This is a genomic window from Streptomyces sp. NPDC001020 (assembly GCF_053599115.1).
The window spans coordinates 138,194-162,239 of the sequence record NZ_JBSFLQ010000013.1 but is presented as its reverse complement, the minus strand read 5'-3'; the positions used below and the strand labels follow the sequence as shown (position 1 = coordinate 162,239).

The 24,046-nt window shown below is 68.7% G+C and carries 15 protein-coding genes and 1 tRNA gene; 5 read left to right on the top strand and 11 right to left on the bottom strand.

The genetic code is table 11. The features are described 5' to 3' along the window. Nucleotides 1–279 precede the first annotated feature (279 nt). Nucleotides 280–1,716, top strand: coding sequence for a pyruvate kinase (gene pyk, locus ACWDEX_RS15460; protein WP_450463844.1), 1,437 nt, complete (start codon nt 280–282; stop codon nt 1,714–1,716). Nucleotides 1,717–1,764: 48 nt separating this feature from the next. Here the strand turns inward: pyk and ACWDEX_RS15455 are convergent, their stop codons facing one another. After that, nucleotides 1,765–2,538, bottom strand: a complete 774-nt coding sequence (locus ACWDEX_RS15455) for a helix-turn-helix domain-containing protein (protein ID WP_450463842.1) — start codon at nt 2,536–2,538, stop codon at nt 1,765–1,767. Between the two features lie 102 nt (nt 2,539–2,640). Continuing rightward, a tRNA-Leu gene (locus ACWDEX_RS15450) sits at nt 2,641–2,715 on the bottom strand. A 101-nt stretch (nt 2,716–2,816) separates the two neighbouring features. On the opposite strand from ACWDEX_RS15450, the gene ACWDEX_RS15445 reads away from it, so the two are divergent. After that, nucleotides 2,817–3,467 (top strand): ANTAR domain-containing response regulator, encoded by a 651-nt coding sequence (locus ACWDEX_RS15445; RefSeq protein ID WP_450463841.1) that lies wholly within the window; start codon nt 2,817–2,819, stop codon nt 3,465–3,467. Nucleotides 3,468–3,552: 85 nt separating this feature from the next. On the opposite strand, the gene ACWDEX_RS15440 is transcribed toward ACWDEX_RS15445, so the two are convergent. The 7 genes from ACWDEX_RS15440 to ACWDEX_RS15410 all read right to left on the bottom strand — a co-directional run bounded on the left by ACWDEX_RS15440 (nt 3,553) and on the right by ACWDEX_RS15410 (nt 13,388). Further along, entirely contained in the window at nt 3,553–4,269 is a 717-nt protein-coding gene (locus ACWDEX_RS15440; RefSeq protein ID WP_450463840.1) for an ABC transporter ATP-binding protein, read from the bottom strand. Then, on the bottom strand, nt 4,266–5,195 hold the full coding sequence (locus ACWDEX_RS15435; protein WP_450463869.1) for an ABC transporter ATP-binding protein: 930 nt from the start codon (nt 5,193–5,195) through the stop codon (nt 4,266–4,268). Before ACWDEX_RS15435 ends, ACWDEX_RS15440 begins: the two co-directional genes overlap by 4 nt. Before the next feature lie 5 nt (nt 5,196–5,200). Continuing rightward, nucleotides 5,201–6,997 carry a branched-chain amino acid ABC transporter permease gene (locus ACWDEX_RS15430; protein WP_450463868.1) on the bottom strand — a complete coding sequence of 599 codons (1,797 nt, stop codon included), beginning with the start codon at nt 6,995–6,997 and terminating at the stop codon, nt 5,201–5,203. A gap of 5 nt (nt 6,998–7,002) precedes the next feature. Further along, entirely contained in the window at nt 7,003–7,932 is a 930-nt protein-coding gene (locus tag ACWDEX_RS15425; protein WP_450463839.1) for a branched-chain amino acid ABC transporter permease, read from the bottom strand. 110 nt (nt 7,933–8,042) lie between these two features. Next, nucleotides 8,043–9,254 (bottom strand): branched-chain amino acid ABC transporter substrate-binding protein, encoded by a 1,212-nt coding sequence (locus ACWDEX_RS15420; RefSeq protein ID WP_450463867.1) that lies wholly within the window; start codon nt 9,252–9,254, stop codon nt 8,043–8,045. A gap of 1,271 nt (nt 9,255–10,525) precedes the next feature. Continuing rightward, on the bottom strand, nt 10,526–11,014 hold the full coding sequence (locus ACWDEX_RS15415) for a PaaI family thioesterase (RefSeq protein ID WP_450463838.1): 489 nt from the start codon (nt 11,012–11,014) through the stop codon (nt 10,526–10,528). A 55-nt stretch (nt 11,015–11,069) separates the two neighbouring features. Further along, on the bottom strand, nt 11,070–13,388 hold the full coding sequence (locus tag ACWDEX_RS15410; RefSeq protein ID WP_450463837.1) for an FdhF/YdeP family oxidoreductase: 2,319 nt from the start codon (nt 13,386–13,388) through the stop codon (nt 11,070–11,072). 122 nt (nt 13,389–13,510) lie between these two features. Here ACWDEX_RS15410 and polA point away from each other — a divergent pair, with 122 nt between their 5' ends. Beyond that, entirely contained in the window at nt 13,511–16,237 is a 2,727-nt protein-coding gene (polA, locus tag ACWDEX_RS15405) for a DNA polymerase I (protein WP_450463836.1), read from the top strand. A 383-nt stretch (nt 16,238–16,620) separates the two neighbouring features. Next, nucleotides 16,621–18,354, top strand: a complete 1,734-nt coding sequence (locus ACWDEX_RS15400; RefSeq protein WP_450463834.1) for a lytic transglycosylase domain-containing protein — start codon at nt 16,621–16,623, stop codon at nt 18,352–18,354. A gap of 191 nt (nt 18,355–18,545) precedes the next feature. Here ACWDEX_RS15400 and hrpB read toward each other — a convergent pair whose 3' ends face one another. Together hrpB and ACWDEX_RS15390 are read right to left on the bottom strand one after the other, a co-directional pair. Continuing rightward, a complete protein-coding gene (gene hrpB, locus ACWDEX_RS15395) occupies nt 18,546–21,074 on the bottom strand; it encodes an ATP-dependent helicase HrpB (protein ID WP_450463866.1) in 2,529 nt (842 codons plus the stop codon). Nucleotides 21,075–21,146: 72 nt separating this feature from the next. Next, nucleotides 21,147–21,959, bottom strand: a complete 813-nt coding sequence (locus tag ACWDEX_RS15390; RefSeq protein ID WP_450463865.1) for a class I SAM-dependent methyltransferase — start codon at nt 21,957–21,959, stop codon at nt 21,147–21,149. A gap of 388 nt (nt 21,960–22,347) precedes the next feature. On the opposite strand from ACWDEX_RS15390, the gene rpsA reads away from it, so the two are divergent. Continuing rightward, on the top strand, nt 22,348–23,841 hold the full coding sequence (gene rpsA / locus ACWDEX_RS15385) for a 30S ribosomal protein S1 (RefSeq protein WP_450463833.1): 1,494 nt from the start codon (nt 22,348–22,350) through the stop codon (nt 23,839–23,841). The last annotated feature ends 205 nt before the right edge of the window (nt 23,842–24,046 follow it).

Sequence of the window (24,046 nt, the reverse complement as noted above, 5' to 3'; positions counted from 1 at the left end):
GATGACGCGCGTAGATTCTGGCCCGTCACGACCAACCGCAACAGCCCCCAAAGGTTTCGATCTGATGACCAGCAAGCACCCGCCGACAAACCATCAGCGACAGAGCGGGACGTAAACCCCGCATCACCACAGTCGAAACGAACCGACAACCCCCACAAGGCGCCCATCCGAGCACCCGCCACACCATTCGACACACACCAACAAGCAGCGCACCCAAAGACCGTCGCATGACCCCAGACGGCCAAACCCCTACCGCCCGGTAAGCCCTAGGGTCGAACCATGCGCCGAGCAAAGATCATCTGCACACTGGGACCCGCCACCGACTCCTACGACCAGATCAAGACACTCGTCGAAGCCGGAATGGACATCGCCCGCTTCAACCTCAGCCACGGCAGCTACGCCGACCACGAGGAGCGCTACCAGCACGTGCGAAGGGCATCCGACGAGACCGGCCACAGCGTCGGAATCCTCGCCGACCTCCAGGGCCCCAAGATCCGACTCGGCCGCTTCAGCGAAGGCCCCGTACTCCTGGAACGCGGAGACACCTTCACCATCACCGTGGAAGAAGGCACCGAAGGCGACGGCCACACCTGCGGAACCACCTACCCAGGACTGGCCGCCGACGTCACCCCCGGCGAACGCATCCTCGTCGACGACGGCAAGGTCACTCTCGAAGTCACCTCCATCGACGGACCCCGCGTCCACACCACCGTCATCGAAGGCGGCATGGTCTCCGACCACAAAGGCCTCAACCTCCCCGGCGTCGCCGTATCCGTCCCCGCCCTCTCCAAAAAGGACGAGGACGACCTCCGCTGGGCCCTGCGCACCGGCTTCGACGTCATCGCCCTCTCCTTCGTCCGCAGCGGCAGAGACATCAGAGACGTCCACCGCATCATGGACGAGGAAGGCCGCCGCCTCCCAGTCATCGCCAAAGTCGAAAAACCCCAGGCCGTCCAGAACATCGACGACATCGTCGCGGCATTCGACGGCATCATGGTGGCGCGCGGCGACCTCGGCGTCGAAATGCCCCTGGAACAAGTCCCCATCGTCCAGAAACGCGCGATCAAACTCGCCAAACGCAACGCCAAACCGGTCATCGTCGCCACCCAGATGCTCGACTCGATGATCGACAACTCACGCCCGACCAGAGCCGAAGCCTCCGACGTGGCCAACGCCGTCATCGACGGCACCGACGCCGTGATGCTGTCCGGCGAAACCAGCGTCGGCAAATACCCCGTGGAAACGGTCAGGACGATGGCCCGCATCGTCGAAGCGGCCGAGGAGGACATCCTCGCCAAGGGCCTCCCGCCCCTGACCGACCGGAACAAACCCCGCACCCAGGGCGGCGCGGTCGCCCGAGCGGCGGCGGAGATCGGCGACTTCCTCGGCGCCAAGTTCCTCGTCGCCTTCACCCAGTCCGGCGACACCGCCCGCCGCCTCTCCCGCTACCGCTCCCCGATCCCACTCCTCGCCTTCACCCCCACACCGGCCACACGCTCCCAGCTCAACCTCACCTGGGGCGTGGAGACGTTCCTCGGCCCGCACGTCGACTCCACCGACGCGATGGTGAACCAGGTCGACGAACTACTGCTGAAGTACGGCCGCTGCGAAAGAGGCGACATCGTGGTGATCACGGCGGGCTCCCCGCCCGGGGTCTCCGGGTCGACGAACCTGGTGCGGGTACACCACATCGGCGAGGACGACAGCCCGAAGTAGTCGGCGCGCACGGGGCCCGTTGAGGGACTGGGCCCTTGCGCGCTCCAGTCAGTACTTGGGGCCTACGTGGGTGTCGAGAAGGGCTACGGAGGCTTTGCGGGCGATGGAGACGTTGAACGGGTCGCTGCCGCGGGCGAGAACAGTCCACTCGACACCGACCTTGTCGAGGGCGTTCGTGAAGAGCCCGCGGATGTCATCCGACTTGTTGGAGAAGAAGTACCGAGGGTATTCGTAGCGCTTGCGCACACCGGCGACCGTGCGGGTCGTCCAGTTGGTGATGCGGCAGCCGTCGGAGTGGATGAGCCCCCGGACGAACTCCCAGGGGTGATTGTCGACAATCTCCTGCTGCCAGGCTTCGAGAACGATCCGACGCTCGTGCTTTTTGCCGGGGCCGTGCTGCGGGAACAGGCACGGCCAGTGTTTGCTGAAACAGGAGACCGCGAAGCACCCCTGCTTCTTCACACGGCATACGCGGTTGTCCGGGCGTACGGCACGCAGTGCGGCTTCGCAGGCGTCGATGATGCCCGGCCAAGCCTGGTCCAGCACAATGCGCATGACGTAGACGCCCCGGCGGTGGGCGCTGATGCAGCCGTCGCCGAGATAGAGGCCCAGGAGGTATGCGTACGCTGCCGGTTCCTCGGGTGGGGCGGGCTCGTCCTGACATCTGGGGCAGGCGAGGCCTTGAAGCTTGCGCGGCTCGATGCACGTTCGCCAGGAGCGGATGGTGGCCCGGGATATGCCCGTCTCCTTGCTGATGGAGTTCAGGCTGCGGCCCTCAGCGACCAGAGCCATGGTTCGTTCACGGGTGCCGATGTCGTACATGTGGCTACTTTGTGCGACTGAGAGCGGTCGCGTGCAGCAAAGAAAGGAGGTTCACGAGAACGTGAACCTCCGCTAGTGCTGGCCTTGGGATCCAAGGAAAAGTGCCCCAGGTGGGATTCGAACCCACACTGTCCGCTGTTTGAGAGCGGCCTCTCTAACCAGTTGGAGTACTGGGGCCTTAGAAACTAAGGGGAGGTATGCCCCCCTCGGATCACCACCATACCGCAGCTGGGTAGGCTTCTGGGAGCAGTACTTGTCTGCCTGAACGAGGAGCCCCCGTGACCGCCCCCGAGTCGCCCCAGCCTGTCGCCGACGACGACAAGTCGCATGTGCCTCCGCTGACGACCCGCGTCGTCATCGCCGAGGACGAGGCGCTCATCCGGCTCGACCTCAAGGAGATGCTCGAGGAGGAGGGCTACCACGTCGTCGGTGAGGCCGGTGATGGTGAGCGGGCCGTCGAGCTGGCCCGTGAGCACCGGCCCGACCTGGTCATCCTCGATGTGAAGATGCCGAAGCTCGACGGCATCTCGGCCGCCGAGAAGATCGCCGAGGAGTGCATCGCCCCGGTGCTCATGCTGACCGCGTTCTCACAGCGCGATCTGGTGGAGCGGGCGCGGGACGCGGGCGCGATGGCGTATCTGGTGAAGCCGTTCAGCAAGAGCGATGTGGTGCCGGCGATCGAGATGGCGGTCTCGCGGTTCACCGAGTTGAAGACGCTGGAGAAGGAGGTCGCGGACCTCACTCAGCGGTTGGAGACCCGCAAGTTGATCGACCGGGCGAAGTCGGTTCTGCAGACCGAGTACGGGCTGACCGAGCCTGCCGCTTTCCGGTGGATCCAGAAGACGTCCATGGACCGGCGCATGTCCATGCAGCAGGTCGCGGAGGCTGTCATCCAGGACGGCGAGGAGAAGAAGGCCGCGAAGGGCTGAGGTCCTGAGTGGTGCAACGTGCGTGAGGGCCCGCACCCGTTACCGGGGTGCGGGCCCCTTGGCGTACGCCTCAGAAGGGTGGCGCTCAGTCTTCGCCGAGGTATGCCTTCCGTACGGATTCGTCGTGCAGTAGGTCCTGTCCCGTGCCGGAGAGGACGATGTTGCCGACCTCCATGACGTGGCCCTGGTCGGCGAGGGAGAGTGCGGCCTGGGCGTTCTGTTCGACGAGCAGGATGGTGGTGCCCTGGGACTTCAGCTCGGCGATCGTGGACATGATCTTCTGCATCATGATCGGCGAGAGGCCCATGGAGGGTTCGTCGAGCATGAGGAGTTTCGGCTGGGACATGAGGGCGCGGCCCATGGCGAGCATCTGCTGTTCGCCGCCCGAGAGGGTTCCGGCGGCCTGTTTGCGGCGTTCCCCGAGGATGGGGAAGAGGTCGTAGGCGCGCTGGATGTCCTTCTCGATGCCTGCTTTGTCGTTGCGGAGGTAGGCGCCGAGCTGGAGGTTCTCGGTGATCGTCAGCCTGGGGAAGATGTGGCGTCCCTCGGGGGAGTGGGCCAGGCCCAGGGAGACGATCTTGTGGGCGGGGGTGTTGTCGAGTGGTTTGCCGTCGAAGAGGATGCTGCCGCTGACGGGCTTGAGGAGCCCGGAGAGGGTGCGCAGGGTGGTGGTCTTGCCGGCGCCGTTGGTGCCGATGAGGGTGACGACCTGGCCTGCTTCGACGGTGAAGGAGATGCCCTTGACGGCTTCGATCTTGCCGTAGGCGACGCGGAGGTCCTCGACCTCGAGCAGTGCGGTCATCGGGCGTCCTCCTCTTCGGTGCTGGTGGTGCCAGTGGTGTCGGTGGTGCTGTCGGCGTCGGCGGTGCCGGTGGCGTCGGCATTCTTGCCGGTGCCTGCTTCGGCGGCTTCGACCTCGGCGACTTCTTCGGCGCCGGGGGCGCCTTCGAAGGGGGTGCCGAGGTAGGCGGCGACGACGCGTTCGTCGCTCTGGACGACGTCGGAGGTGCCTTCGACGAGTTTCTCGCCCTGGACGAGGACGGCGACGCGGTCGCAGAGGTTGAAGATGAACCGCATGTCGTGCTCGATGACGAGGACGGCGATGCCCTGGTCGCGGATGGCGAAGATGAGTTCTTCGGTGACGCGGGTTTCCTGCGGGTTCATGCCGGCGGTCGGCTCGTCGAGGAGCAGGAGTCCGGGGTCGCTGGCCAGTGCGCGGGCGATTTCGAGCTTGCGCTGGTCTCCGTAGGGGAGGTTGCGCGCGAGGTGGTCGGCCTTGTCCTGGAGGCCGATGAACTCCAGGAGTTCCATGGCGCGTTCACGGCTGGCGTGCTCGGCCTTGGTGAAGCCGGGGAGGCGCAGGAGGGCGGACCAGAGGCCTTCCTTGGTCCTGGTGTGGCGTCCGACGAGGACGTTTTCCAGGACGGTCATGTTGGGGAAGAGTCGGATGTTCTGGAAGGTGCGGGCGATGCCTGCCTGGGTGACGAGGTGGGGCTTGGGCGGCAGGACGGTGCCCTTGTAGCTGACTGTGCCCTCGGTGGGGACGTACAGGCCGGTGAGGCAGTTGAAGAAGGTGGTTTTGCCGGCTCCGTTGGGGCCGATGAGGCCGACGATTTCGCCCGCGTTGACGGTGAGGTCGACGTTGCGTACGGCGGTGAGGCCGCCGAAGCGCATGGTGACGCCGCTTGCGTCGAGGACGGTGGTGGCGGTTTTCGTGGTGGTGGTCATGGTGGTCACGCCCCCGCCTTGGCGGTGCCGGCGCCGGTCTCTTCGGACTGTCGTGGCTCCGGTACGTCGAGTTGGTCGTTCTCGTGGAATTCGAGCTGCTTCCTGCGGTCGGCGACCAGGCCTTCGGGGCGCAGGCGCATCAGGAGGATGAGTGCGACGCCGAAGAGGAAGAGCTGGTAGTCCTGCATGAACTGCAGTTTGGCCGGGATGAGGTAGAGCAGTGCGGCGCCGACGAGGGGTCCGCTGAGGGTTCCCATGCCGCCGAGGATGACGGCGGCGAGGAGGAATGCGGAGTTGGGGGGTACGGAGCCGGCGAACTGGTACTGCTCGGGGGTCACGGTGTAGTTGACGTGTGCTTGGACTGTTCCGGCGAGTCCGGCGAGGGTGGCGCCGAGGGCGAAGGCGATCAGTTTGAGCCGGAAGGCGTTGATGCCCATGGCGGTGGCTGCGGTTTCGTCCTCGCGGATGGCGACCCAGGCGCGGCCGATGCGGGATTCTCCGGAGCGGCGGAAGACGAGGACGACGGCGGCGGTGAAGACGAGCATCAGCAGGTAGTAGTTGGCGGACCTGCCGAGGGTGAAGCCGAGGATGTCGTGCTTGAGTCCGAAGTCGAATCCGAAGAACTTCAGGTCGGGGATGCTGGGGATGCCTTGGGAGCCGTTGGTGAGGTCGGGGCCGCTGTTGCCGTTGAGGTTGTTCACGGTGAGGCGGAAGATCTCACCGAAGCCGAGGGTGACGATGGCGAGGTAGTCGCCGCGCAGTCGCAGGGTGGGGGCGCCGATCAGGACGCCGAAGACGAGCGAGGCTGTGGCGCCGGTGAGGACGGCGGCCCAGAAGGGGAATTGGACGCCGATGGCCGACATGGTGGAGCCGGAGACGAGGGCGGCGGAGTAGGCGCCGACGCCGAGGAAGGCGACGTATCCGAGGTCGAGGAGGCCGGCGAGGCCGACGACGACGTTGAGGCCGAGCGCCACGGTGGCGAAGATGAGGATGTTGGCGCCGATGAGCGCGTATTGCTCTTTCTGCTGGGTGAACGGGAAGCAGACGGCTGCGACGAGGGCGGCGGCGAGGGTGATGTTGCGGTGCTTCGTGGTCAGTGCGGTGAGGCGGGAGACGAGTCCGGCGCGGTGGAGTGCGGTGAAGGCGAAGCCGACGGTGATGAGGAAGCCGATGAAGAGTTCGGTGTAGTCGGTGTCGATGCCGTAGGTGAAGACGTAGAGGCCGATGCCGAACGAGGCGACGATGATGAGGATTTCGGCCCAGTCGGGGAGGGTTTTGGCCCGGGGGGCCGATGGTGCGCGGAGGCTGTCGCGGAAGCGTTCCCAGGCGCCGGCTGCGGTGGTGTTGGAGGTGGGCTGGTCGCCGGGGAGTCCGAGTGCGGCGACGGTGGCGATGAGTGCGCCGATGCCGCTGACCCAGGCGCCGGGTTCCAGGTTGACGGCTCCGCCGAGGTCGTAGGCGATGGCGCCGATGGTGTAGCCGGTGGTGCCGAGGGTGCCGAGTGCCAGGAGGCGGACGGGGCTGTTGGTGCCGCCGGGGGTGAGCCAGCGGAGCCCTCGGATGCCGTATCCGGACAGGGTGAGGAGCAGGGTGAGTGCGGCGCTGATGAGGGTGAGGACCTGGAGGCCGCCGGGGTAGCCGGTGACGGTGAGATCTCCGGGGAATTCGCTGGTCCAGGTCCAGGCGAGGAAGGTGCCTGCGAGTGCGACGGCTGCGCCTGCGAGGGTGCCGAGTCGGGCCGCGGCCGTGGGGATGGCGAGGAAGGGTGCGGCGCCGGGCGTGGTGGTGTGGTGGGTGTTCATCGGTATCACGCCCGATCCGCGACGCGTTCGCCGAGCAGGCCCTGGGGACGGAGCAGCAGGACGATGATGAGGAGGACGAAGGCCCATACGTCCTTCCAGGCGCCGCCGCCGAAGAGTTCCATGCCGGGGACGTTGCTCATGTAGCCGGTGGCGAGGGATTCGGCGATGCCGAGTACGACGCCGCCGAGCATGGCGCCGTAGATGTTGCCGATGCCGCCGAGTACGGCTGCGGTGAAGGCTTTGAGGCCCATGATGAAGCCCATTCTGAAGCCGATCTGGCCGTTCTTGAGCCCGTAGGCGACGGCGGCGACGGCTGCGAACGCGGCACCGATGGCGAAGGCCATGACGATGATGCGGTCGGTGTTGATGCCCATGAGTTTTGCGGTGTCGGGGTCCTGGCTGGTGGCCTGCATGCCGCGGCCGGCGCGGGTCTTGGAGACGAAGAGTCCGAGGGCGAGCATGCAGATGGGTGCCGTGATGAGGACGAAGAGGTCACCGCGCTGGATGTGGGCGCCGAGGATGTCGATCGCTTCGCCCTTGAACTGGGGGAAGGAGCGGTCTTTCTTGGCGTCGGGGTACCACTTCCAGATGGCCTGCTGGAGTGCGAGGGAGAGTCCGATCGCGGTGATCAGTGGGGCCAGTCGGGGGGCGTTGCGCAGGGGCCGGTAGGCGAAGCGTTCGGCTGCTGCGCTGACGGCGACGGAGCATATGACGCCGCCGATGATCATGAGTGGGATGATCGCGAGGAGGGAGACGCCGGCCGGCATCCAGAGGTACACGGTAAGAGCTCCGAAGCCTCCGATCATGAAGATCTCGCCGTGGGCGAAGTTGATGAGCTGGATGATTCCGTAGACCATCGTGTAGCCGATCGCGATGAGACCGTACATCGCGCCGAGGATGAGTCCATTGGCCAGCTGTTGCGGCAGTTCGTTCACCGCAGGGCCTCCGTGGAGTGGTTCGGATATGGCACCGCGCGGGAGCGCTGGTAGCGCCCCCGCGCGGTCTGGTGTCAGTCAGTGCGTTGCCCGGGAGGGCCCTGTTGGGGTCAGGGCTTGTAGGCCTCGCTGAGCTTGGACACCCACTTGCCGCCGTCGACCTGGTAGGCGGTCATCATGGTGTTGGTGGTGTCGCCGAATTCGTCGAAGGAGACGGGGCCGGTGACGCCGTCGAATTTGACCTTGCTCATGGCCTCGAGGACCTTGGCGCGGGCGTTGTCGGGGAGCTTGCCGCCGTTGTCGGCGACGGCGATCTTGACGGCCTCGATGATCGACCAGGTGGCGTCGTAGGTGCCGCCGCCGTACGCCTCGTAGGCGTCCTTGTATCCGGCCGTCTTGTAGTCCGCGATGAACTTCTTGGCGGAGTCGAGTTTTTCGACGGGCGCGCCGACGGAGGTGGCGATGTCGCCCTGGGCCTTCTTGTTGAGCTTGATGAAGTCGGCGCTGTACATGCCGTCGCCGCCCATGAGGGGGATCTGGACGCTGTCCTTGAGCTGCTGGCTCAGGGGTGCGCCGGCGGGGTATTCACCGCCGTAGTAGACGGCCTTGGCACCGGACTTCTTGACTTTGGTGACGACGGCGTTGAAGTCGCGGTCGTCGGGGTTGACGTGGTCGGAGCCGACGATCTTGCCGCCGAGGCTGGTGAAGGTCGCCTTGAAGGAGGCGGCGAGACCGGCGCCGTAGGGCTTCTGGTCGTCGATGAGGTAGACCTGCTTGATCTTCGCGTTGTTGAAGAGGTACTTCGCTGCGAAGGCGCCCTGGATCTGGTCCGTGGTGGCGGTGCGGAAGTAGGTCTTGAAGGGGCGCTTCTTGTCGCCGGTCTTCCAGTTCTCGCCCTGGGTGAGTTCGGTGCCGGTGTTGGCGGGGGAGACCTGGGTGAGGCCGGCGTCGTTGAGCGGCTTCTGCATCGACTGGGAGACGCCGGAGTTCAGCGGGCCGACGACGCCGAGGACGTTGTCGTTGTCGATGAACTTCTGGGCGTTCTGCTGGCCGACGGATGGCTGCGCCTGGTCGTCGAGCGGCTGGACCTGGAATGTGACGCCGGGGACGGTCTTTTCCTTGTTGGCCGTCTTGGCGGCGAGGTCGGCGGAGTTCTTGATGCCGAGGCCGAGGGCGGACAAGTCGCCCGTGATGGGCGCGTCGACGCCGATGGTGACGGTGATGTTGCTCTTGTCACCGCTCTTGTCGCCCTTGTCGTCGCGGGAGCCGCACGCGGTGAGGGTCAGAGCTCCGGTGGTGAGAACGGAGGTGAGTATCACCAGAGAACGCTGTCGCACAATCAGTCCTTTCGGCAGGCCTGGCCTACCCGGGTGGAGGGTGGCGCGAGTGCCGCGCTGGTACCGAACTCCCGATGGAGCGGTGACTGGCCGTGACTCTAGGCCTGGACTCGTGGAATGGGCATGGTTGTGCGCTGGCTTGTGACTTTCTTGTTATGACGTGCAGGTTGTCGGGCTTCGAGAGAGGTGGATCTTGGCCGTTTTGGCGGAAATTCCATGTAGTGCACATGTTTATTGAATGCGTAATTCCGTTTGGCCGTGGCGGGTCGGGTGCGAGTGGTGCTGCAGGTTGCGCGGTGAGTTCGGAAAGGTCACGGGGTAGGCGCGGCCGAAGACGAAGCGGTGATGCCGCATTACACCCGTGTTACGCAGTGTCACATCAGGAAGCGGTGTCATATCAGGAAAAGGAGCATCAGGACTGAGTAATGGTCCGGAACACTCGGATACGGATATCTAGAGTGCGATGCGGTGTGTTGTCCCGGCACGCGGTAATGGGCGCCTTCAGTCACGATCCGGGCGTGACGTCCGCAGAAGCCGGTCTCGATGCCGTAGCGGGGCGCGGCGCCTGTGGCCGCGTCCAGGGCGGCGGCGCGGGCGTGTGCCGGCAGGCTGGTTCACCGGTCGTTCAGACGAGGCGAGTTGCTGCCGGTGATGTCCTGAACGACGTGCCCGGGTGCGGCCGGTTCGACGGCTGCGACCGGTTCGGTCCGTTCATGGCCGCGGCCTCACAGGGCAACGGCGGGTGTGGGGCCGGCGTCGCGACGTGGCCTGCGGCGAGGAGGAGTTGAGGGGGTGGTGGGTGGTACGGGGCGCTGTGGCAGGGGGTCGGCAACTGTTCGCCAGGGAGTGTGCACAAGGTCGCTTTAACTCGATCGTGTGTTGGTCGGCTCTCGGGCTTGCAGTGCGCTGGGCTGTTCGGGTTAGTGGAGTATTAGCGTGATCGTGCGATCTGGGACGTCGGGTAGGGCGTCTGGGGGTGCCCCCTCTGGGGGAGTGCGGGGCCCCCGCTCCACCGGAGTGATGGTTCGGGGCCTCCCCGTCGCCTCTGGCTGTACCGGCGCTGTCCATCAGCGGCCTCCGGCCGCGGGGGCCTCCCGGGATCGGACCACGGACAGGATCCGTGTCGCTGCCCCGGGGTCGAGTTAGTACGCCGGGGACCCGTGCGCCCAAGACCGTTCGGGGCGTGCGGCCGAGCGGACTCACCTCTGCTCAGTCCACAGGAACGGTGCCCGGCCGTTGTGGTCACCCCCTGGGGGTCAGCCCGCCGTGGGTATCTGGTCCGCGTCGCCCTGCCGTACCTCGCGCAGCAGGCAGGTGAGGCGGGCGCTGCACACGCGCTTGCCGTCCTCGTCGCTGATCACGATCTCGTACGTCGCGGTCGAGCGCCCCCGGTGGACAGGGGTGGCGACACCGGTGACCAGCCCGGAGCGCACGCCACGGTGGTGGGTGCAGTTGAGGTCGACACCGACGGCGATCTTCGAGACGCCGCCGTGGAGCATGGAGCCGACCGAGCCGAGGGTCTCGGCGAGGACGGCGGAGGCGCCGCCGTGCAGCAGGCCGTACGGCTGGGTGTTGCCCTCCACCGGCATGGTGCCGACGACCCGCTCCGCGGAGGCCTCGAGGATCTGGACGCCCATGCGGGTGCCGAGGTGTCCGGCGGAGAAGAGGGCGGGCAGGTCGACGCCGAGCGCGGCGTACTCGTCGAGGACTTCCTGCGGGAACTTCACGGTGTGCTGCTCGCCCATGGGCACGGCTCCGTTCGTCGGTGATCGGTCACACGGCTGGTGGCTGAGCAAACGCTCAGTCGGCCGCCGATTGTTCCAGGCGGACCACGACGGACTTGCTCGCGGGGGTGTTGCTGGTGTCGGCGGTGGCGTCCAGCGGGACCAGGACGTTGGTCTCCGGGTAGTAGGCGGCGGCGCAGCCGCGGGCGGTGGGGTAGTGCACGACACGGAAGCCGGGGGCGCGCCGCTCGACTCCGTCCTTCCACTCGCCCACCAGGTCCACGTACGAGCCGTCCGCCACGTTCAGCGCGCGGGCGTCCTCGGGGTTGACGAGGACGACGCGACGGCCGTTCCTGATGCCGCGGTAGCGGTCGTCCAGGCCATAGATGGTGGTGTTGTACTGGTCGTGCGAGCGCAGGGTCTGCAGCAGCAGCCGACCCTCGGGCAGCTTCGGGTACTCCACGGGGGCCGCGGTGAAGTTGGCCTTGCCGGTGGTGGTGGGGAAGCGGCGCTCGTCACGGGGGGCGTGGGGCAGCGTGAAGCCGCCGGATGGGGTATTCCCTGCTCGAGCGGAGCCGAGAGCTTGGGGAGGGGCCACGCGCGCGTTGAAGTCCTCGAAGCCGGGGATCACGCGCGCGATGCGGTCGCGGATCGTCGCGTAGTCCTTCTCGAACTCCTCCCACGGGACCCTGCTGCCGGTGCCCAGTACGCGGCGGGCCAAGCGGCACACGATGGCCGGCTCGGACAGCAGATGGGGGCTCGCGGGCTTCAGGCGGCCCCGGGAGGCGTGCACCATGCCCATGGAGTCCTCGACGGTCACGAACTGCTCGCCGCTGCCTTGCAGGTCCCGCTCGGTGCGGCCGAGGGTGGGCAGGATCAGGGCGCGCGCGCCGGTGACGGTGTGCGAGCGGTTCAGCTTGGTCGACACGTGCACGGTGAGGCGGGCGCGGCGCATGGCCGCCTCGGTCACCTCGGTGTCGGGTGACGCGGAGACGAAGTTGCCGCCCATCGCGAAGAAGACCTTCGCCTCGCCGTCGCGCAGGGCGCGGATGGCCCGTACGACGTCGTAGCCGTGCTCGCGCGGGGGCGCGAACCCGAACTCCTTCTCCAGGGCGTCCAGGAAGGCGGGCGCGGGGCGTTCGAAGATGCCCATGGTGCGGTCACCCTGCACGTTCGAGTGACCCCGCACGGGGCAGACGCCCGCGCCGGGCCGGCCGATGTTGCCGCGCAGCAGAAGGAAGTTGACGACTTCGCGAATGGTGGGGACGGAGTGCTTGTGCTGGGTGAGGCCCATGGCCCAGCACACGATGGTGCGCCGGGAGGCGAGGACCATCCGCAGGGCCCGCTCGATCTCCTCGCGCGTGAGACCGGTCGCGGTGAGGGTCTCGTCCCAGTCGGCGGCGCGGGCGGCTGCCGCGAACTCCTCGAAGCCGTGGGTGTGTTCGCGGACGAAGTCCTCGTCGACCGCGCCGTCCGTCTGCAGGATCAGCTTGTTGAGGAGGCGGAAGAGAGCCTGGTCACCGCCGATGCGGATCTGCAGGAACAGGTCCGTGAGAGCGGCGCCCTTGAGCATGCCCTGGGGGGTCTGCGGGTTCTTGAAGCGCTCCAGGCCCGCCTCGGGCAGCGGGTTGACGCTGATGATCCGCGCGCCGTCCGCCTTGGCCTTCTCCAGGGCCGAGAGCATGCGCGGGTGGTTCGTGCCGGGGTTCTGTCCGGCGACGATGATCAGGTCCGCCTTGTGGAGGTCCTCCAGCAGGACGCTGCCCTTGCCGATGCCGATCGTCTCGGAGAGCGCGGAGCCGGACGACTCGTGGCACATGTTCGAGCAGTCGGGCAGGTTGTTGGTGCCCAGCTCGCGGGCGAAGAGCTGGTAGAGGAACGCAGCCTCGTTGCTGGTGCGGCCCGAGGTGTAGAAGACGGCCTCGTCGGGGGAGGAGAGCGCGGCGATCTCCTCGGCGATGATGCCGAAGGCGCGCTCCCAGGTGACCGGCTCGTAGTGGTCTCCCCCCTCGGGGAGGTACACGGGGTGCGTCAGGCGTCCCTGCTGGCCCAGCCAGTAGCCGCTGCGGGTGGCGAGGTCGGTCACCGGGTGTTGCGCGAAGAACTCCGGGGTGACCCGGCGCAGGGTGGCCTCCTCGGCGACCGCCTTCGCGCCGTTCTCACAGAACTCAGCGGTGTGCCGGTGGTCGGGCTCGGGCCAGGCGCAGCCCGGGCAGTCGAAGCCGTCCTTCTGGTTCACCCGCAGCAAGGTGAGCGCCGTGCGCCGCACGCCCATCTGCTGCTGGGCGATGCGCAGGGTGTGCCCGAGGGCGGGCAGCCCTGCCGCGGCGTGCTTCGGCTCGGCGACCTGCGGTGCGTCCTGAACCGGGTCACCCTTGGGCGGCTTGCTGGCCATCGGCTCTCCCGTTCGTTTACACGTGTGAGGTAGGTCTCCGATCCTCGCATGCGCCTGTGACAAGGCCGCTGGCCGGGACCGGACGGCTCTCGCTGTCAGTGGGGCGTGGCAGGATCGAGGGCGTGGCAGAGACAGCATCGAAGAAGACCGAGAAGACCTCCGGCGGCGGCCGTCCGCGGCTGATGCTCATGGATGGGCACTCCCTCGCGTACCGCGCGTTCTTCGCGCTGCCCGCGGAGAACTTCACGACCGCGACGGGCCAGCCGACGAACGCGATCTACGGCTTCGCGTCGATGCTGGCGAACACTCTGCGTGACGAGGCGCCCACGCACTTCGCGGTGGCGTTCGACGTCTCCCGTAAGACGTGGCGCTCCGAGGAGTTCGCGGAGTACAAGGCGAACCGTTCGAAGACCCCGGACGAGTTCAAGGGTCAGGTGGAGCTGATCGGCGAGCTGCTGGACGCGATGCACGCGCCGCGCTTCGCGGTCGACGGCTTCGAGGCGGACGACGTCATCGCCACACTCGCCACCCAGGCCGAGGCCGAGGGTTTCGAGGTGCTGATCGTCACCGGCGACCGGGACTCCTTCCAGCTGGTCACCGAGCATACGACGGTGCTGTACCCGACGAAGGGCGTCTCCGAACTGACCCGGTTCACCCCGGAGAAGGTGTTCGAGAAGTACGGGCTGACGCCGGCGCAGTATCCGGACTTCGCGGCGCTGCGCGGCGACCCGTCGGACAACCTGCCGGGCATCCCGGGTGTCGGTGAGAAGACGGCCGCGAAGTGGATCAACCAGTTCGGTTCGTTCGCGGAGCTGGTCGAGCGCGTCGAGGAGGTCAAGGGCAAGGTCGGACAGAACCTGCGCGACCATCTGGAGTCGGTGAAGCTGAACCGCCGGCTCACGGAGCTGGAGCGGCGTGTGGAGCTGCCGAAGGGTGTCGCCGACCTGGAGCGGGCAGCGTACGACCGCAAGGGCGTCGTCATGGTCCTGGACGCACTGGAGATCAGGAACCCGTCGCTGCGTGAACGGCTCTTCGCCGTCGACCCCGGCGTCGAGGAGGCCGAGGCGGCACCGGTCGCGGCGGCAGGCGTCGAACTGGACGGCACGGTGCTCGGGGCGGGCGAGCTCAAGCCGTGGCTCGCCGAGCACGGCGAGCAGCTCCTGAGCGTGGCGACCGTCGACTCGTGGGCGCTGGGTGCGGGTGCGGTGGCCGAGATCGCGCTGGCCGCGGCCGACGGGGCGGCGGCGTGGTTCGACCCGGCGCAGCTGGACGAGGCCGACGAGCAGGCGTTCGCGCGGTGGCTCGCCGACCCGGCCCGGCCCAAAGTTCTGCACAACGCCAAGGGCGCGATGCGGGTCCTGCCCGAGCACGGCTGGTCGCTCGACGGTGTGACCATGGACACGGCGCTCGCCGCGTACCTGGTCAAGCCGGGTCGGCGTTCCTTCGCGCTGGACGCGTTGTCGTTGGAGTACCTCGGGCGGGAGCTGGCGCCCGCGGCCACGGCCGACGGGCAGCTCGCGTTCGGGATGGACGAGGGCGCCGAGGCCGAGGCACTGATGATCCAGGCTCGCGCGATCCTCGATCTCGGTCAGGCGTTTGAGGAGAAGCTGCGGGAGGTCGGCGCGGCCGACCTGCTGCGCGACATGGAACTGCCCGTCTCCGCGCTGCTGGCCCGCATGGAGCGGCACGGCATCGCCGCGGAACGCACGCATCTTCAGGCCATGGAGCAGATGTTCGCGGGAGCCGTGCAGCAGGCGGTGAAGGAGGCGCACGCGGCGGCGGGGCGCGAATTCAACCTGGGTTCGCCCAAGCAGCTCCAGGAAGTCCTCTTCGGCGAGCTGGGTCTGCCCAAGACCAAGAAGACCAAGACGGGCTACACGACGGACGCCGACGCGCTGGCGTGGCTCGCGACACAGACGGACAACGAACTCCCGGTGATCATGCTGCGTCACCGTGAGCAGGCGAAGCTGCGGGTCACTGTCGAGGGCCTGATCAAGACGATCGCGGCGGGCGACCGGATCCACACGACGTTCAACCAGACGGTCGCGGCGACGGGCCGCCTGTCCTCGACGGACCCGAACCTGCAGAACATCCCGGTGCGGACGGACGAGGGCAGGGCGATCCGCCGGGGCTTCGTGGTGGGCGAAGGCTTCCAGTCGCTGATGACGGCGGACTACAGCCAGATCGAACTGCGTGTGATGGCGCATCTGTCGGAGGACGCAGGCCTGATCGAGGCGTTCACGTCCGGCGAGGACCTGCACACCACGGTCGCCTCCCAGGTGTTCGCGGTCGACCGCTCGGCAGTGGACGCCGAGATGCGGCGCAAGATCAAGGCGATGTCGTACGGCTTGGCCTACGGCCTGTCGGCGTTCGGCCTGTCCCAGCAGCTGAACATCGAGGCGGCGGAGGCCCGTGCCCTCATGGACACGTACTTCGAGCGCTTCGGCGGAGTGCGGGACTATCTGCGCCGCGTGGTGGACGAGGCGCGGGCCACCGGCTACACGGAGACGCTCTTCGGCCGCCGCCGCTACCTGCCGGACCTCAACAGCGACAACCGCCAGCGCCGGGAGACAGCGGAACGCATGGCGCTGAACGCCCCGATCCAGGGCACGGCCGCGGACATCGTCAAGATCGCCATGCTCAACGTGGACCGAGCCCTGCGCGAGGCCGGCCTCAACTCCCGCATGCTCCTGCAGGTCCACGACGAGATCGTCCTCGAAATCGCCCCGGGCGAGCGCGAGGCGACCGAGGAACTGGTCCGCCGTGAGATGGCGGGCGCGGTACAGCTGAGGGCACCGCTGGACGTCTCGGTGGGAGTCGGGGGCGACTGGGAGTCGGCGGCGCACTAGTGCCGCGGCAGGCAACGTGCGCCCCGCTGCGACGCCCGGCAAACGTTGCCTGCCGCGGCACTGGGTGTGCTGTTGCGGGACAGCGCACCTAGAGTCCGGGCGACCCAACAGGCAATCACCTGCCCGTGAAAGAGGGCAGCCGGGCGCAACCACATCGCGATCACAGGTGTCCCGTATGAGGGACGCGTGAAAGGGTATGTGTCCGGCCGTCCCGCGCGCCGGTCGCAGCACGCATGACCAAAGGGGAAACTTCGGGCATCAACGGGTGCCCGAGCGATGGGAGTTGTCGTAGGGTCAGTTGGTTGCCACGTCGTCGGGGCGTGGCCGCACCATGCACCATCACAACAGCACAGGCATGGTCGTCGACGGGAGGGGTTCACTCAATGGCGGCGCATTTCGGCAGGAGACTGCGCAGGGGAGCGGCGACCACAGCCGTGGCCGCGGTCGCGGTCGCGGCTCTGACCGCGTCCCAGGCTTCGGGAGTGACCACCGACGACCAGGGCAGACTGACCAGCGGCGCGCAGATGCCCCCCGACGCGGGCGACGACGGCGGCACGGCCACCGGCAACAGCCGCTACTACACCGACCTGCCGCCGCTCAACAGCCCCACCGAGTCGCCCGGGCCGAGCACCGGTCCCACCGGCGGCTCCGGCTCCACCGGCGGCTCCGAGGCCGGCATACCGGCCACAGTCCTCGACGCCTACAAGAAGGCGGAGGCCGAACTCCGGACGTCCAAGCCGGGCTGCAACCTGCCCTGGCAACTGCTCGCCGCGATCGGCAAGGTGGAGTCCGGCCACGCCCGTGGCGGCCGGGTCGACGCCAACGGCAGGACACTCTCGCCGATCCTCGGCCCCGAACTCGACGGCAGCAGCGGTTTCGCGCGGATCCTGAACCCCGACGGCACCTACGCCCGAGCCATCGGCCCCATGCAGTTCCTCTCCACCACCTGGGACTGGGCGGGCCGTGACGGAAACGGCGACGGCGTCAAGGACCCCAACAACATCTACGACGCCGCCCTCGCCGCCGGCCACTACCTCTGCCGTGCGGACCGCGACATGACGGTCCAGGCGGGCATGGACGCGGCGATCCTGAGCTACAACAACTCGCGGGACTACCTGAACACCGTCCTGTCCTGGTACGAGTACTACCGCAAGGGCACCCACTCCATCCCGGACGGCACAGGCACGCTGCCCTCGCACCGCAGTGACGACCACTCCGGCACGAGCCCCGCCCGCAAGCCGGCGAAGACCTCGAAGCCCAGCACCCACAAGCCCAGCACCCACAAGCCCAGCACCAACAAGCCCAGCGGCGGCGGCTCCACCAGCCCCAGCCCGGCTCCGTCCAAGCCGGCCGACCCCACGCCGACGCCACCTTCCACGCCGACGCCACCTTCCACGCCTACTCCGACTCCCGCCCCCACTCCGACCGACACCGTGGACCACCTGGCGGACGGCGGCACCGGCGGGCTGTCGGCCATGGCCGGCGACACGTTCGAGGAGAAGGTCGTGGTCAAGGCCGTGACCAAGGCGGGCAAGGCCGTACCGAAGGTCCGCGTCCGGTTCGTGATCACCGGCGACACGGACGCCACGTTCACCGGCGGTGAGACCTTCGCGGTCGTCGCCACCGACAGCTTGGGCAAGGCCACCGCGCCCGCGCTCGTGGCCGGCGAGAAGACCGGTACCTTCACGGTCCGCGCCCTCGTCGTGGGCCGCACGGTCACCGGCCTCGACTACACGGCCACCGTCACCGAACGGCAGGCTGACGCCCTCGCCCCCACCGGCGACACCGAACTGACCTGCACTCCGGGCGGAGAGTTCGCCGACGAGGTCGCCGTGAAGGCCACGTACAAGGGCGCCGCCGCGGACGGTGTCGCGGCCACCGCGACCCTCGTCAAGTCCTCCGCCGACCCGACCCAGAACGACAAGGGTCCCTTCTTCAAGGACGCGGGCGGCAAGGCGGTACGCACCCTCACGGGCCTGAAGACCGACGCGAAGGGCCTGCTCAAGCTTCCGAAGCTGTACGCCGACGACACGACCGGCACGTTCTTGCTCCGCATCGACATCGCGGGCGGCAAGACCGTGACGGTCGAACTGAAGGTCGCCGAGGCAACCTCGTAGTTCCGCGTACCGCTGCGGCGCCCCTCCTCTCGTGCAGGGGCGCCGCCTTGCGTGCTGCGGGTTCTCGTCTCGCGCGTCCGCCGCAACAACGACAGCGAACCTGACACCGTGTCAATTCCACCTGAAAGCCGGGAGCGCGACCTCGATCGCCGCCGCGACCGATCCCGCCGCGGCTGTGAAACGCGAGCCGGTCAACGCCCGAGTCGCGCCTTGGTGTGCCGGGTCGGTTCCGCGCCGGCCGGGTCCTCGGGCCAGGGGTGCTTGGGGTAGCGGCCCCGCAACTCGGCCCGTACCGCCTTGTAGCCCTCCCCCCAGAAGGAGGCGAGATCGGCGGTGACGGCAGCGGGCCGCCCCGCCGGGGAGAGCAGATGCACGAGGACGGGCACACCCGCGATCGAAGGCGACTCCTGAAGTCCGAACATCTCCTGCAGCTTGACGGCGAGGACGGGTCGCTCGGGATCCACATAGTCGATCCGCACCCTGGACCCGCTCGGTACGGTGATCCGCTCGGGGGCCAGCTCGTCGAGGCGCGCGGCCTCTCCGGTGGACCAGGGCAGCAGCCGGGCGAGGGCCTGACCCGCGTCGATCCGCGCGAGGTCGGCGCGCCGCCGGGCACGGCTCAGCTCGGGCTCAAGCCACTCGTCCACGCGCGCGTGGAGCGCGTCGTCGCGGACGTCCGGCCAGGGTTCACCCAGGTGCAGCCGCAGAAAGACGAGCCGCTGCCGCAGGACGCGGGCCTCCGGGGACCACCGCAACAGACCGAACCCCTCGTCCCGCAGCCCTTCCAGCAGGGCTCCCCGTACGAGCGCGGGGGCCGGGTCCCGCAAGGGCCGCACCGTCAGCTCGACGGCGCCGAGTCGTTCGACGCTCCGGGCCACCACGTCCCCGTCGGCCCACTGGACCTCGTCGCCCCCGGCGTGCAGCGCCCCGGCAGCCCGCCGCGCCACGTCCTCGTGGACCGCCGCGGCGAGCCCCACACGCGCGTGCCCCGCGCCGACGGGCCGGTCGGCGACAGCGACGGCGAGCCACGGGGCGCCGCGCAGCTCCGATCCGTTCCCCAGTTCGGCACGGGTGCCGTTCACCATGAGATACGAACCGCCGTCGGCCCGTGCGAGCCGCTCGGGGAAGGCGAGGGCGGCAACCAGGCCGACCGCCTGATCGTCCCGGGCCCCGGCCACACCCCCACGGGAAGCATCCTGCGAAGGCTCCTGGGAAGTACCGCCCACCGACGCACGCAGCCGACGCACCTCATCCCGCCAGCGCCCTGCGTAGGCGTCTCCTCCACGCCGGGCCGCCCGCCACGCCGCCGTCAGGTCGTCGCCGTACTCGCGCGGCAGCTCCTCGCTCAGCAGGGCGACCACCTCGGCGGCCAGGCCCGTGCCGATCTCAGGGGCGGCGTCCAGCAGCGCCCGTGCCAGCCGCGGATGCAGACCCAGCCGCGACATCTCCACACCCCGCGGCGTGGCCCGTCCAGCGGGGTCCACCGCGCCGATCGCCGCCAGCACCGACCGTGCCGCCGTCATCGCCCCGCCCGGCGGCGCGTCGAGGAGCGCGAGTCCGGACGCGTCCGGGTCTCCCCAGCACGCCGCCTGCAACGCGAAGGCCGTCAGATCGGCGAGCCTGATCTCCGGCGGCGGGAAACGGGGCAACCGCGAGTCCTCCGCCTCCGACCAACAGCGGTAGACCCGGCCCGGCGCCTCGCGCCCCGCCCGGCCCGCGCGCTGCCGCCCTGCCGCCTGCGAGGCCCGAACCGTCGTCAGCGCGCTCAGCCCGCGCGCGTGGTCCACCCGCGGCTCCCGCGCCAGCCCTGAGTCGACGACCACCCGCACCCCCGGCACGGTCAGCGACGACTCCGCCACGGCCGTCGCCAGCACCACCCGCCTCCCGGTACCGGCCGACAGCACCGCGTCCTGCACGGCCGCGGGCGCCCGCCCGTGCACCCGGAGCACCTCGGTGTCGCCGAGATCCCCGAGCTGTCCCGCCACCCGCGCGATCTCCCCCACGCCGGGCAGGAAACACAGCACGTCCCCCGCGCACTCCACGAGCGCCCGTCGCACCACCGACGCCACGTGCGTCAGCAGCGCCGGGTCCACGCGCATCCCGTGCGGCGGCCGTACGGGACGCGCCGGAGGCGCCCACACCACCTCGACGGGATACGACACGCCCTGCGCCTCGACGACCGGCGCCCCACCCAGCAGCCGGGCCCAGCCCTCCGCGTCCGTCGTCGCGGAGGCGGCCACCAGCCGCAGCCCGGGCCGTAGGGCGTCCCTGACATCCAGCAGGAACGCAGCGACCGTGTCGGCGTCCAGATGCCGCTCGTGGCACTCGTCGAGCACGACCACGTCGACGCCCGCCAACTCCTGGTCCCGCTGCAGTCGCTGGAGCAGCACACCGGTCGTGACGACCTCCACGCGCGCGTGGCGCCCCACCACGCGCTCTCCCCGCACCGTGTACCCGACGCTCTCGCCGGGCCTCTGCCCGAGCAGCCACGCCATCCGCCGTGCCGCGGCCCGTGCCGCGATACGCCGCGGCTCGGCGACGAGTACCCGGCGTGCGGGGCCGCCGCCGACGAGCCCCGCGAGGACCAGTGGCACCAGCGTCGTCTTGCCGGTGCCGGGCGGCGCGCACAGCACCGCGACACCGTGCTCGTCCAGCGCGCCCTGAAGAGCGGGGACGGCGGAACGGACGGGAAGGCGGTCGAGGGCGTCGTGGCGGATCACCGCACCAGTGTTCCAGTCAGCCGTCCGGGCGGCGCCCACGGCCGCGTCCCGGCGGCTCGGCATCCGGTCGCCTCAGTCCCGCTCGCACACGAAGACCGCCGTCCCCGGGATCAGGCCGCCGCGCAGCGGCGACCACCCACCCCACTCCGAGGTGTTCCAGGCGGGCCACTCCGGCTCGACCAGATCGACGAGCCGGAAGCCGGACACCACGATGTCCCGGACGCGATCGCCGAGTGTCCGGTGGTGCTCGACGTACACCGCCCGGCCCCGCTCGTCCTGCTCGACGTACGGCGTGCGGTCGAAGTACGAGGCCGCCACCGAAAGGCCCTCGGGCCCCGGTTCGTCCGGGAACGCCCAGCGGACGGGGTGTGTCACCGAGAAGACGAAGCGGCCGCCGGGACGCAGTACCCGGTGCACCTCGCGCAGGACCAGGACCGGATCGGCGACGAACGGCAGCGCTCCGTACGCGGAGCACGCCAGGTCGAACGAGGCGTCCCGGAAGGGCAGGGCACCCGCGTCGGCCTGGACGAGGGGGAAGGCCCCGCCGATGCGGAGGGCATGCTGGAGCTGGCGGTGGGAGAGGTCCAGGGCCACCGGCCACGCGCCCTGGGCGGCCAGCCAGCGCGAGCACTGCGCCGCGCCGGCGCCGATCTCCAGGACGTCCCGGCCCTTGAGGTCCTCCGTCGGGCCGAGCAGCTTCGCCTCCACCTCGTCGAGCCCCTCGGGACCCCATACGAAGCGGTCGTCGCCGAGGAACGCGCCGTGCTCGGTCTGGTACTCGTCCGCGTTCCGGTCCCACCACCCCCGGTTGGCACGGGAACTCTCCGCGCCGCCCGCGTCGCGTCGGGTGGCTTCAGGCTCGAACGGTTCGGGCTCTTGGATGATCGGCTCCCTCGTCGTACTCTTCCGTCCAACCGTCTCGGCGGTGTCTCGGAAGCGGCTGTTTCCAGGACTGTGTGGCCTGTCGTGTCATCCGATCGGCGGCAGGCGCCACACGGGCTCAGTGCCGGATATGCGGCGATATGCCCCGGGTGCGCGCTTCGCGCATTGACCCTGTCCGGCTGCCCCCGTATGCTACAAGTTGCGCTGCGAGCCTGCGCACCTCAGACGTAGCAGGCTGCGCTCGCATCTGTATGTATGTCCCCTCGGTTGTCGAGGCACCACACGGTTTTGTGTGGCGCTTCCTTGGCTGTCCGGCTTCTGCAGAGCGAAACGGGCTCCCGGCGTAAGCAGTGCCTACGACTTCAATGTCCGTACCGGAGCCCTTTCCCACATGACGAGCAGCACCGAGACCACCGCCACCACCCCGCAGGTAGCGGTCAACGACATCGGTAACGAGGAAGCCTTCCTCGCCGCGATCGACGAGACGATCAAGTACTTCAACGACGGCGACATCGTCGACGGCGTCATCGTGAAGGTCGACCGGGACGAGGTCCTGCTCGACATCGGTTACAAGACCGAAGGTGTCATCCCGAGCCGCGAGCTCTCGATCAAGCACGACGTCGACCCGAACGAGGTCGTCGCCGTCGGTGACGAGATCGAGGCCCTGGTCCTCCAGAAGGAGGACAAGGAAGGCCGCCTGATCCTCTCGAAGAAGCGCGCCCAGTACGAGCGTGCCTGGGGCACGATCGAGAAGATCAAGGAAGAGGACGGCATCGTCACCGGTACCGTCATCGAGGTCGTCAAGGGTGGCCTCATCCTCGACATCGGCCTCCGTGGCTTCCTCCCGGCCTCCCTGGTCGAGATGCGCCGTGTCCGCGACCTCCAGCCGTACGTCGGCAAGGAGCTCGAGGCCAAGATCATCGAGCTGGACAAGAACCGCAACAACGTGGTCCTGTCCCGCCGTGCCTGGCTGGAGCAGACCCAGTCCGAGGTCCGCCAGACGTTCCTCACGACCCTGCAGAAGGGTCAGGTCCGCTCCGGTGTGGTCTCCTCGATCGTCAACTTCGGTGCCTTCGTGGACCTGGGTGGCGTCGACGGTCTGGTCCACGTCTCCGAGCTGTCCTGGAAGCACATCGACCACCCGTCCGAGGTTGTCGAGGTCGGCCAGGAGGTCACCGTCGAGGTCCTCGACGTCGACATGGACCGTGAGCGTGTCTCCCTGTCGCTGAAGGCGACCCAGGAAGACCCGTGGCAGCAGTTCGCCCGCACCCACCAGATCGGCCAGGTCGTGCCCGGCAAGGTCACGAAGCTGGTTCCGTTCGGTGCGTTCGTCCGCGTGGACGAGGGCATCGAGGGTCTGGTCCACATCTCCGAGCTGGCCGAGCGCCACGTGGAGATCCCGGAGCAGGTCGTCCAGGTCAACGACGAGATCTTCGTCAAGGTCATCGACATCGACCTCGAGCGTCGCCGGATCTCGCTGTCCCTCAAGCAGGCCAACGAGTCCTTCGGTGCCGACCCGATGGCGGTCGAGTTCGACCCGACCCTGTACGGCATGGCCGCGTCCTACGACGACCAGGGCAACTACATCTACCCCGAGGGCTTCGACCCCGAGACCAACGACTGGCTCGAGGGCTACGAGAAGCAGCGCGAGGAGTGGGAGCGCCAGTACGCCGAGGCGCAGACCCGCTTCGAGCAGCACCAGCAGCAGGTCGTCAAGTCCCGCGAGGCGGACGCCGCCGCGGCCGCCGAGGGTGGCGAGGCTGCCGCTCCGGCCGCGGCCGGTGGCGGTTCGTACTCCTCCGAGGGCGGCGACACCTCCGGTGCGCTCGCCTCGGACGAGGCCCTGGCGGCCCTGCGCGAGAAGCTGGCCGGAGGCCAGAGCTGAGCTCCAGCCGCTGAGGCTTAGCCGATAACTGTGGGCCCGCCCCCTCAAGGGGGCGGGCCCACAGTCGCGTTTTCCTTGCCCGCCGGTTGCTCCGCCGCGCCGCGACGGACGCTGTGGTGTACGGAGAGGCAAACGTGGGAGGTGCGCGCACAACTGACGTGCCGTAACCGTGGCTGGGCATGCTTCCGAAGGCCCAAGGCTCACG